The organism is Comamonas koreensis (assembly GCF_021026195.1).
GTDB lineage: Bacteria > Pseudomonadota > Gammaproteobacteria > Burkholderiales > Burkholderiaceae_C > Comamonas > Comamonas koreensis.
Genome location: NZ_JAJNCT010000030.1, coordinates 100,950 through 111,973, shown reverse-complemented (window position 1 = coordinate 111,973; position 11,024 = coordinate 100,950). Strand labels below are relative to the sequence as shown.

Sequence of the window (11,024 nt, the reverse complement as noted above, 5' to 3'; positions counted from 1 at the left end):
CACATGTCTTCTTGGACGACGACCCTCAAAACCCCTGTGCGCGCCATCGCCCTGTTGGCCTCTGTGGTGGCTGCGGCCAGCGCGGTGCAGGCGCAGACCAAAACCATTTATATCGGCATGAATGGCGGCAACATGGAGCGCACCTACTCGCAGTTCGTGTTCCCCGCGTTCGAGAAGGCCAACAATGTCAAGGTGGTGGTGGTGCCGGGCACCTCGACCGACATCCTGGCCAAGGCCCAGGCCTCCAAGGACAAGGCCCAGATGCAGGTCATGACCCTGGATGACGGCGTGATGTACCGCGCCATCAGCATGGGCCTGTGTGAAAAGCTCAAGCCCGCTGCCAGCTACAGCGAGATTCCAGATATCGCCAAGATCAAGGACAGCGCGATTGGCCTGTCGATGGGCCTGACCGGCTTGGCCTACAACACCAAGATGTTTGCCGACAAGGGCTGGGCAGCACCCACCTCCTGGAACGATCTGGCCGACCCCAAGCTCAAGGGCAAGGTGGTCGTGCAATCGATGCCGGCATCGTCGTTTGGCCTGCATGCCTTCCTGATGTTCAACCGCCTGAAGGGCGGCACGGAGAAGAATGTGGACCCGGCCTTCAAGGCCTGGCCGACGACGATTGGCCCGAACGTGGTGGAGTACATCCCCAATTCGTCCAAGGTGGTGGAGATGATGCAGGCCGGTGATGCGGCCATCTTCCCCTACACCCTGACGCAGGCCGAGCTGATGAAGTCCAAGGGCATCCCCATGGAATATGTGGCGCCCAAGGAAGGCGCCGTCGTGCTGATGACCGCCATGTGCGTGCTCAACAACAACCCCGAGTCCGATCTGGCGCAAAAGCTGGTGGAATACCTAGTGAGCCCGGAAGCCCAGGCGCTGGCGATGGAAAACGGCAGCTACAACCCGGTGAACCCCAAGACCAAGCTGCAAGGCAAGCCGGCCGAAGAGCAGAACAAGATGAACGCCATCCTGAAGAACGCCGTGGCTGTGGATTGGGATGTGGTCAACGCCGACCGCCCCGAATGGAACAAGCGCTGGAACCGCACGGTGGAGCGTTGATAGCTGGCAGGTGCCTGGCGGCATAGCGCCAAGCATCTGGTGGGACCGATAGCAAAGCTGCCAACGCATGCCCTTCACCGGGTCGGCGTTGGCAGCTTTTTATTTTGTGCCCTGGCCCAGTGGCTGGCCGTTGACGGTCTGGCCGTAGAGCGAGAACGCGCTGTCGTGGAAGCGCTTGCGCGTGTCTGCGATATTGCCGGTAAAACGCGGGTCCTGCGGGCGCTCGTGGCTGTTGATGTAGGTGGCCACATCCCAGGCATCCTGGTCGCTGAGCGTATTGCCCTTGCCCAGCGGCATATTGGCCTGGATGAAGCCGGCCGCCTTGTCCACCTCATGCATGCCGGCGCCCCAGTTGTACGACTGCTTGCCCCAGAGGGGAGGGAAGACCTGCACATCGCCGCTGCGCTGGCCTTGGCCGTCATCGCCATGGCAGAGCGCGCACTGGGCGTTGAACACCTTCTGGCCGCGCGCATAGTCGGGCGCCTGGGCGGGTTTGGCCACCTTGGGGTAGCTGGCGCCGGGCAGCTTCTCCCCCACCGGCGCGCCCTTGGCCATCCAGTAGGCATAGGCCTCCAGTGCCACCAGCACCTCATCACCAGGGGGCGGGGCCTTGCCGTTCATGCTGTACATGAAGCAGCCGCGCAGCCGCTCGGAGAAGGTGTCCACGCTCTTGGTCTTGCTGCGGTAGGCGGGGTATTGGGTGTAGGCGCCCCACAGTGGCGCGGAGTGGGCGGCACGCCCTGCATCCAGGTGGCAGTTGACGCAGTTGAGCGTATTGCCGACAAAGGCCTTGGCCTGTGTGCTGGTGTGCAGAAAGATCTGCTCGCCCCGGCGGATCACATCGCCCATCGGGCCTTCGGGAATCGCATCGGCAGCGGGTGGGGCGAAGGCGGCAGGGCTGGCTGCAGCTGGCGCTTTGGCTGCGCTGGTGGCAGGCGTGGCAGCTGCGGGGGCTGGCTTGGCTGCATCCGCTGCGGCAGTAGCGGGTGTGGGGCTGGCGGGTACTGTTGCTGGTTTTTGCGCGGTCTGGGCGGGCGCTGCGGCGGGCCGCTCATTGACCAGCTCGCCCATGCTTTTGTTCACCTGCATGCCAAAGCTGATGGCGGCCACCAGCACGATGGCGACGACGACCACCACAAAGATCTTGAGGTACTGCCACTCGCTGCGCTGGACGCGGGCCTGCTCCTCGGGCGTTTCCACATGGTTGGGGCGCTGGTAATCCATGCTGTTCTCCGCTCAAGGCTTGGCGGCGCCCGAGGCACCGGCGTAATACTGGGCGATGGCGTTGACATCATCGCTGCTGAGCTTTTTGGCAATGCCTTCCATGAGGCCCAGCGGCCCGGGCGGGCGGCTGCCTTTTTTCCAGGCATCGATCTGCGCTTGCATATAGCTGGCGCTGAGCTTGGCAATGGCGGGGAAATGCGCACCCACCCCCGCGCCACCCGGCCCGTGGCAGCTGGCGCAGGCGGGAATGCCATCTTGCATGCGGCCACGTTCCACCAGCCAGACGCCCTTGTCTTTGGCATCGGCTTGGCCGGGAGTGGCTGCAATGCCCGATGGCAGGCTGGCAAAGTAAGCGACAACATCGGCACGCTGTTGCGAGGTCAAACCCTTGGCAATGGGCGCCATGATGGGGTTGCCACGCGAGCCATCGGCAAAGGCATCCAACTGGCTAGTCAGATAGCTGGTGCCCTGGCCGGCCAGCGGCGGGAAGGCGGCCATGCCCTGGCCTTTGGCCCCATGGCAACTGGCGCAGGAGGCCACGGTGGGCGGCAAGCCGTTGTTGGCGATCTGCTCGCCTTGCTGGGGGTTGGCCGTTTGGGCCTGGGCTGCGGCGCAGAGCAGCAGCGCCCAAGGCCAGGCAGCGCCAAGCCGGCGCAAAGGGCGTGTCGGGGTATGTCTCATCGTGTTATGGCTGTAGTTTGGCCCCATGGTAGGCAGGGATTGCCTGGGGCGGTGTCGGCCAATGTCGATGGTGTTACCCACCTTGCGCGCATGAAAAAAGCCGCTGGCGAGCGGCTTTTCTGGGGGCGGGTGGTGGCTGCGCTTAGATATTCAGCATCAGCTTGAGGTTTTGCACCGCAGCGCCGCTGGCGCCCTTGCCCAGGTTGTCCAGGCGGGCGATGACCACGGCTTGGCGCAACTGCTCGTTGCCGAACACGCGGATTTCCAGCTTGTTGGTCCCCGCCAGGGTATCGGCGGCCAGCTTGTTGTCGTCGGTGGGTGGCAGCACCTGCACCCATTTTTCGTCCTGGTTGGTCTTGGCGTAGTGGGCGGCCAGAGCGTTGTGCAGATCGCTCAGCAGCGGCTTGCCGGGGAGGTCATCCAGGTGCAGCGGCAGTTGCACCAGCATGCCCTGGGCAAAGTTGCCGACCGCAGGGATGAACACCGGGCGGCGGGTCAGGCCGGTGTACTTCAGGATTTCGGGGATGTGCTTGTGCGTCAGGCCCAGTGCATAGGCTTCATAAGGCGCGGCACCGCCGGCCTCGTAGGCTTCCATCATCTGGCGGCCGCCACCGGAGTAGCCGGACACCGAAGGCAGTGCCAGCGCGGCATCCGCAGGGATAAGGCCGGCATCGATCAGCGGGCGCAGGATGGCGATGGCACCAGTGGCATAGCAGCCGGGGTTGGAGACGCGCTTGGCCGCTTGCACGGCGCTTTTCTGACCGGCGCTCAGCTCGGGGAAGCCATAGACCCACTGGTCGTTGACGCGGTGGGCGGTGGAGGCATCGATGATGCGAATAGTGCGGCCGGTTTCCTGCTCGATGGCATCGACCATGGCCGTGGTGTCCTTGGCGGCATCGTCGTGCAGGCAGAGGATGACCAGATCCACGCCAGCGATCAGCGCGCGCTTGGCATCGGGGTCCTTGCGCAGCTCGGGCGCAATGCTTACCAACTCTACGCCAGGCATGTCCACCAGGCGTTCGCGAATTTGCAAACCGGTGGTGCCAGCTTCGCCGTCGATAAACACTTTTGCCATTGCCATCACTCCTGCTGTGCGTTGGCGCCTGCTGGGCAGCGGGCGCTGGGGTTCGGGAAAGCGCTTATTGTCATACAAAGCGGCGCCATGAGTGCAGGACAGTGGCAAATTTGCAGTCTGGTCTGACAAGGGCTTGCGCGATGCGGCGGATAGGCCGTTTTGGGGCCTGCGATGGCCGGGTGCTGGCCCAAAGCGCAGTGCGCACTAGCGCAAAAATGTGTCAGGACCGGGCGGTTGTGCCAAAAATCCTGCACTGCTCGGGTATTTATCGACATCTTTTGCGCCCGCCGCCGACAGGCCCTGGGCGCTTTGGCTGACAGACCGCCTGCACGGAGATGACTGCCCAACATGGCTGGTTAGCTATACAAATAATAGCTATAGGCATTCCGAGGGCCGCCAAACCCCGGACGGCGGTTGGGACTCCTGCGGGCGCTGCCTCGCATGGCGCAGTGCAGCATGGTAAATTCGCGGACTGCCAGGCCTTCTGCCTTGTTTGCGAGTTCTTTGTTCTGCGCGCTCGGCCGCCGGGTTTTTTCCCATTTTGTTTTACTGAGAGACATCATGAAAATTCATGAATACCAAGGCAAGGAAATCTTGCGTCAGTTCGGCGTGCCCGTTCCGCGCGGTATCCCCGCCTTCACTGTGCAAGAAGCAGTGGAAGCAGCACAGAAGCTGGGCGGCCCCGTGTGGGTGGTGAAGGCCCAGATTCACGCAGGTGGCCGCGGTAAGGGCGGTGGCGTGAAGGTTGCCAAGACCATCGACGACGTGAAGGCGCTGTCCGAGCAAATCCTCGGCATGCAGCTGGTGACCCACCAAACCGGCCCTGAAGGCCAGAAGGTGCGCCGCCTCTACATCGAAGACGGTGCCGACATCCAGCAGGAATACTACCTGTCTGCCGTGACCGACCGTGGCACGCAGAAGGTGGCCTTCATCGCTTCGAGCGAAGGCGGCATGGACATCGAGGAAGTTGCGCACAGCACGCCTGAAAAGATCATCACCGTGCTGGTCGACCCCATTGCTGGCTTCACGCAAGCCAATGGTGAAGAGCTGGCCAAGGGCATTGGCATGCCTGCTGATTCGGTGGCCCAGTTCATCGACATCTGCCAAAAGCTGTACAAGTGCTACATGGACACGGACGCATCGCTGGTTGAAATCAACCCGCTGAACCGTGACTCCAAGGGCAACGTGATTGCACTGGACTCCAAGTTCAACTTCGACCCCAACGCCCTGTTCCGTCACCCAGAACTGGTGGCCCTGCGCGATCTGGACGAAGAAGATCCCGCTGAAGTGGAAGCTTCCAAGTTCGACCTGGCCTACATCAGCCTGGACGGCAACATCGGCTGCCTGGTGAACGGCGCTGGCCTGGCCATGGCCACGATGGACACCATCAAGCTGTTCGGCGGCGAGCCTGCCAACTTCCTGGATGTGGGCGGCGGTGCCACCCCCGAGAAGGTCACCGAAGCCTTCAAGATCATGCTCAAGAACCCCAAGGTCAAGGGCATTCTGGTCAACATCTTCGGCGGCATCATGAAGTGCGACACCATCGCTACCGGCGTGATCACCGCTTGCAAGGCGGTGAACCTGAGCGTGCCACTGGTCGTGCGCATGAAGGGTACCAACGAAGAGCTGGGCAAGAAGATGCTGGCCGAATCGGGCCTGCCCATCATCTCGGCCGACACCATGGCCGAAGCCGCCACCAAGATCGTTGCCGCAGTGAAGTAAGCCCTGGAGAACACACATGTCTATCTATATCAATAAAGACACCAAAGTCATTACCCAAGGCATCACGGGCAAGACCGGCCAGTTCCACACTGAAAAGTGCCAGGAATACGCGAACGGCAAGAACTGCTTCGTCGCTGGCGTGAACCCCAAGAAGGCTGGCGAAAAGATTTTCGACATCCCCATCTACGGTTCGGTCAAGGACGCTGCCAAGGACACCGGTGCTACCGTGTCCGTGATCTATGTGCCACCAGCGGGCGCTGCTGCTGCCATCTGGGAAGCGGTGGAAGCCGATCTGGATCTGGCCATCTGCATCACCGAAGGCATCCCAGTGCGCGACATGCTGGAAGTGCGCAACAAGATGAAGGCCAAGGAAGCGGCTGGCGGCAAGAAGACCTTGCTGCTGGGCCCTAACTGCCCCGGTCTGATCACCCCCGGTGAAATCAAGATCGGCATCATGCCTGGTCACATCCACAAGCCAGGCCGCATCGGCGTGGTGAGCCGCTCCGGCACCCTGACCTATGAAGCCGTGGCACAGCTGACCGAACTGGGCATCGGCCAGTCTTCGGCTGTCGGTATCGGTGGCGACCCCATCAACGGTCTGAAGCACATCGACGTGATGAAGGCGTTCAACGACGACCCGAACACCGACGCTGTGATCATGATCGGCGAAATCGGCGGTCCAGACGAAGCGGAAGCCGCTCTCTGGTGCAAGGCCAACATGAAGAAGCCTGTGGTGGGCTTCATCGCTGGTGTGACTGCCCCTCCCGGCAAGCGCATGGGCCACGCTGGCGCGCTGATCTCCGGCGGCGCCGACACGGCAGATGCCAAGCTGGCCATCATGGAAGAGTGCGGTTTCACCATCACCCGCAACCCATCCGAAATGGGCCGCCTGCTGCAAGGCCTGCTGAAGTAAGCAAAATTACGCATGCCAGGGGCTGCGTGCCCCGCTAAACTGCGTACTCCATAAAAAGAAGACGCCAGATCGTTCAGGTCTGGCGTCTTTATTCATAACTACGGAGCGCAACATGGATTACGTCAATCATCCCGACTTCTGGATCGGGCTGGTCAAGATCATCTGGATCAACATTATTCTCTCGGGCGACAACGCCGTTGTCATCGCGCTCGCAGCGCGCTCCCTGCCCCCTGAACAACAAAGAAAAGCCATCATGTTTGGCTCCGGCGCCGCCGTGGTGCTGCGTATTTTGCTGACCGTAGTTGCGGCCAAGCTGCTGGAGCTGTCCTTCCTGCAGATCGTTGGCGGCTGCCTGCTGCTGTGGATTGGCCTGCAACTGCTGACCAGCCACGACGAAGAAGAGGGCGCGGGCAAGGGCACCGGCACAATGATGGCGGCCATTCGCACCATCCTGATCGCCGACCTGGTGATGAGCCTGGACAACGTGATTGCTGTAGCGGCTGCTGCTGGCGGCAATATGCTGCTGCTGATCCTGGGCTTGGCGATCTCGATCCCGCTGGTGATCTTCGGCTCCACCTTGATGATCAAGCTAATGGAGCGCTTCCCGGTCATCGTGATTCTGGGCGCCGGCCTCATCGGCTGGGTCGGTGGAGAGACCATCATGAACGACAAGCTGCTGCACGGCTTTGTCGCAGCCAACCCTGCATTGCACTACCTGGCTGCCGCTGCAGGCGCTGCGCTGGTGGTGGGCCTGGGGCTGTGGCTGCAAAAGCGCAATACAGCGCCTGCACACTGACCGGCTCATGCCATCATCCCAACACAAAGCGCCTTCGGGCGCTTTTTGCATTTCTGAACAGCGCCGTGGAAAGGAGCGTTTTTAGGAAGCCTAAAAGCTGCTGCAGCAGTCCAGGCATTGATCTGGATCAGCATTGAAGCGGAAGCAAGGGTAAACCCGTAACCAAAATCCGGTAGCACCCAACACATCGTGATCCTTTGTCAACCGCGTATCGAAAGTGTCATTCATATAGGTTAAGTGCATATAATCCGGTCGAGGTTTATCAATATGCCAAGACTCATAGTTTCGTTAGATGGGGTTGTGATTCAGGACTACATGCTGACCGAGTCCAGAGCCACCCTGGGGCGCCGTTCCACCAATGACATCGTGCTGACCGACATGGCGGTCAGCGGCGAGCATGTGGCGTTCACCTATGAGAAAAAGATCGGCATCGTCGTTGTCGAGGACCTGGGCAGCACCAACGGCACCAAGGTCAACGGAATCAAGGTACGCCGCCAGGTGCTGCAAAGCGGCGACCTGCTGGACATCGGCAAGTGCCGCATCCGATTTCTGATGAACTCGCTGGTGCCCGAAAGCCACTACCTGCACGCGAGCGAAGCCGGCAGCCTGACAGCCAAGCCCGCCCATGCCGACCACACCGAGGACAGCCCCACGGTTCCGGCCGACTTCCCCCCCGCAGAAGGGCAGCCCTACACCCCTAGCCCCTACCTGCGCGCCGTCAGCGGCGCCAGCGAAGACATCATCCTGTCCAAGGTCGTCACAACGGTGGGCCGCCCCGGTATCGCTGTCGCTGCACTGACCAAGCGCGGCAAGGGCTATGTTGCTACCAAGGTCGATGGATCGGCCGATGTGGTGCTGAACGGCCAGGCGCTGAATGGCGTGGCGTTGTCGATGCACAAGGGGGATCGGATTGAGCTGGCGGGGATGGCTTATGAGTTTTGGGCCTAGACGGGCCTAACGGTTTTAGGTTGGCTCACCTTAAACAATGGCACCTGCGGGTGCCATTTTTTGTTGGTTCTGCGCGGATCCATCGTACAGCGCTACTGATGGCGTGACAAAAATGGCAGAACAGGGCTGCGGCTGACATTTATGAACGTCTTCAACAATAAGTTAACAAAACGCCGCATTTTTGTCAGTCGAGGCCGCAAGATGCGTTGGCGCTAAAAGTTGGCACAGCACTTGCAATAAGTGATGCACGCCAAGTCGCTCGACAAGGCTACCTAATCACTGGTTACATAGAGAGGATTTAACATGCTGCGTAAGATGCAAAAGGGTTTCACCCTGATCGAACTGATGATCGTTGTGGCGATTATCGGTATTCTGGCTGCTGTGGCACTGCCTGCATATCAAGATTACACGGCGCGTGCTAAGATCTCTGAAGTAGTACTAGCTGCCTCTGCTTGCAAGACCAATATTCAGGAGGCTGCTGATTCTGGGTTGCCAACTACGCCTGTTGCGAATGGCTTCGGATGCGGTGAGAGCGGATCGACCAATCCAGTCGCTAGTAAGTATGTATCTTCGCTCACAACAGCTGCGAGTGGCGAAATTAAGGCTTTTGCACGAGCTATTAAGGCGACTGAAATTGACGGTAAGTATATCGTCTTGGTTCCTTACACCGACGCATCGGCTGCTACAGTGGCGGTGGCAGCGGACTACACGTCTGGCAGTAATAAACCTATTCGGGCTTGGAAGTGCAAGACTGATATGAATTTCAAATATGTTCCAGCAAACTGCCGCGAAGCCGGTTAATTTAATAATTATTTGATACAAAGGCGACCTTTTGGGTCGCCTTTTTGCTGAAGCGATTGCATGCAGTTGGAGGTGACATGAAATCGTGTAGTGAGGGGTTTACTCTAATCGAGGTTATGATTGCTGTAGCAATTGTAGGAGTTTTGGCTATGCTTGCCTTACCGCAATACCAGAACTATGCAGCGCGTACCAAAGTGAGCGAAGTATTGCTGGCTGCTATGATTTGTAAAACAACAGTACATGAAGCAGCACTGTCTGGATTGCCTAACACGCCGGCCGCTAACGGTTTCGGGTGCGGAGAGGCTGAAAGCAGCTCTTCCCAAGTCAGTCGCTACGTGGCTAAGGTTGAGACTACAGCCGAAGGGAAAATACGAATATTTGCTCGAAATATTCTCGCTTCTGAGGTAGATGGCCACTATCTTCAACTAGAGCCATATAGTGACGCTGAGGGTTTGATACCCATGACGAATACGGATTATACATTAGGATCACAAATCGCTATACGCAGTTGGCATTGCAAAACCGATATGAATTTTAAATTTGTCCCTGCAGCCTGCCGTAAAAAACCATAAATTAATTTTTGAAAATGGAACTTACTATTTTAATGCCTTGTTTAAATGAGGCACTTACTGTAGAGAAATGTGTGCGCAGTGCATTGGATTTTATTCAGCGCAGTGGTATTGACGGCGAAGTGCTGATTGCAGACAATGGTTCTTCGGATGGTTCGAAAATGTTGGCGAATCGTGCAGGAGCAAGGGTGGTTGATATATGTGAGCGCGGCTATGGTGCCGCCTTGCTGGGAGGAATAAAGTCAGCGCGCGGCAAATATATCATCATGGGCGATGCTGATGATAGTTACGATTTTTCTAATCTACAGGGGTTTGTGGCTGAGTTACGTGCTGGAGCTCAATTAGTGATGGGTAACCGCTTCAAAGGAGGCATTGAGCCCGGAGCAATGCCCTTTTTGCATCGCTGGCTGGGTAATCCTGTATTGAGTGCCCTGGGGCGCTTGTTTTTCCGCTTGCCTGTTGGCGATTTTCATTGTGGCTTGCGCGGTTTTGAAACGAAGGCCATTCGTGAAATCCATTTAACGGGTACAGGAATGGAGTTTGCGACTGAGATGGTGGCTAAGGCGGCCATGGCAGGCCTGCGCGTAGTTGAAGTAGCGACAACCTTGAAGCCGGATGGCAGAGACCGCCCTCCGCATCTGCGTACATGGCGCGATGGTTGGCGTCATCTGCGTTTTATGTTGCTGTTTAGTCCACTGTGGCTTTTTCTATTGCCCGGCGGCCTGTTGCTGATGCTCAGCGTAGTTGGTTTGTTGGCTCTATGGCAGGGGCCAGTGCGCTTGGGGCCATTGGGCTTGGATGTGCACACGATGATGTTCTGCAGTATAGGCACCATGCTGGGTTTTCTTGCCATTCAGTGGGGGAGCATGATCCAATGGCTAGGAGCGAAATCAGGTATGCGGCCACAGCCATCCAACCAATTAGTCAAAATGGTCAGTAGATTTTGTTCCATAGAAACAGGACTGTTTGCTGGATTAGCATTGTTTCTCCCAGGCCTATGGTGGGCTTTGGTACTGACCAATACATGGGCGCAGCAAGGATTTGGCACGATTTTCGAGGCAGATGTTCTACGTAATGTGATTCTTGCTGGAACGCTTATGGTGATTGGAGCGCAAACTATTGGAGGTAGCTTGTTCGCAGGTGCACTTCGGGCCGTAATTGACAGTGGATTCATGCGCTTACGCGCTGGTAACTAGGAATATCTCAAGGTAACATGTGTGTTCTTCTCGT

General features: G+C 58.5%; 11 protein-coding genes. 8 read left to right on the top strand and 3 right to left on the bottom strand.

Annotated features, from left to right (window positions below):
* Positions 1-3: 3 nt before the first annotated feature.
* On the top strand, positions 4-1,065 hold the full coding sequence (locus LPW39_RS21130; RefSeq protein WP_230779836.1) for an ABC transporter substrate-binding protein: 1,062 nt from the start codon (positions 4-6) through the stop codon (positions 1,063-1,065).
* A gap of 99 nt (positions 1,066-1,164) precedes the next feature.
* Here the strand turns inward: LPW39_RS21130 and LPW39_RS21125 are convergent, their stop codons facing one another.
* The 3 genes from LPW39_RS21125 to argC all read right to left on the bottom strand — a co-directional run bounded on the left by LPW39_RS21125 (position 1,165) and on the right by argC (position 4,045).
* The gene (locus LPW39_RS21125) at positions 1,165-2,136 is read right to left on the bottom strand and encodes a c-type cytochrome (protein WP_230780307.1); all 972 of its coding nucleotides are present in this window, start codon (positions 2,134-2,136) and stop codon (positions 1,165-1,167) included.
* Positions 2,137-2,301: 165 nt separating this feature from the next.
* Positions 2,302-2,970, bottom strand: coding sequence for a c-type cytochrome (locus LPW39_RS21120; RefSeq protein WP_230779833.1), 669 nt, complete (start codon positions 2,968-2,970; stop codon positions 2,302-2,304).
* A 142-nt stretch (positions 2,971-3,112) separates the two neighbouring features.
* Entirely contained in the window at positions 3,113-4,045 is a 933-nt protein-coding gene (gene argC / locus LPW39_RS21115) for an N-acetyl-gamma-glutamyl-phosphate reductase (RefSeq protein ID WP_230779830.1), read from the bottom strand.
* Between the two features lie 561 nt (positions 4,046-4,606).
* Between argC and sucC the strand changes: the two genes are divergently transcribed.
* The 7 genes from sucC (at position 4,607) to LPW39_RS21070 (ending at position 10,990) form a co-directional block, all read left to right on the top strand.
* Positions 4,607-5,767: an ADP-forming succinate--CoA ligase subunit beta gene (gene sucC / locus LPW39_RS21110; RefSeq protein WP_021026617.1), complete on the top strand. Its 1,161-nt coding sequence runs from the start codon at positions 4,607-4,609 to the stop codon at positions 5,765-5,767.
* Between the two features lie 16 nt (positions 5,768-5,783).
* The gene (sucD, locus tag LPW39_RS21105; protein WP_021026616.1) at positions 5,784-6,680 is read left to right on the top strand and encodes a succinate--CoA ligase subunit alpha; all 897 of its coding nucleotides are present in this window, start codon (positions 5,784-5,786) and stop codon (positions 6,678-6,680) included.
* Positions 6,681-6,792: 112 nt separating this feature from the next.
* Positions 6,793-7,476 (top strand): TerC family protein, encoded by a 684-nt coding sequence (locus LPW39_RS21100; protein WP_230779819.1) that lies wholly within the window; start codon positions 6,793-6,795, stop codon positions 7,474-7,476.
* 300 nt (positions 7,477-7,776) lie between these two features.
* Positions 7,777-8,424, top strand: a complete 648-nt coding sequence (locus LPW39_RS21095) for an FHA domain-containing protein (RefSeq protein ID WP_230779817.1) — start codon at positions 7,777-7,779, stop codon at positions 8,422-8,424.
* A 303-nt stretch (positions 8,425-8,727) separates the two neighbouring features.
* On the top strand, positions 8,728-9,225 hold the full coding sequence (locus LPW39_RS21085) for a pilin (RefSeq protein ID WP_330166627.1): 498 nt from the start codon (positions 8,728-8,730) through the stop codon (positions 9,223-9,225).
* Between the two features lie 77 nt (positions 9,226-9,302).
* Positions 9,303-9,797 carry a pilin gene (locus LPW39_RS21075; protein ID WP_330166626.1) on the top strand — a complete coding sequence of 165 codons (495 nt, stop codon included), beginning with the start codon at positions 9,303-9,305 and terminating at the stop codon, positions 9,795-9,797.
* A gap of 14 nt (positions 9,798-9,811) precedes the next feature.
* Positions 9,812-10,990 carry a glycosyltransferase family 2 protein gene (locus LPW39_RS21070; RefSeq protein WP_230779815.1) on the top strand — a complete coding sequence of 393 codons (1,179 nt, stop codon included), beginning with the start codon at positions 9,812-9,814 and terminating at the stop codon, positions 10,988-10,990.
* Positions 10,991-11,024 lie beyond the last annotated feature (34 nt).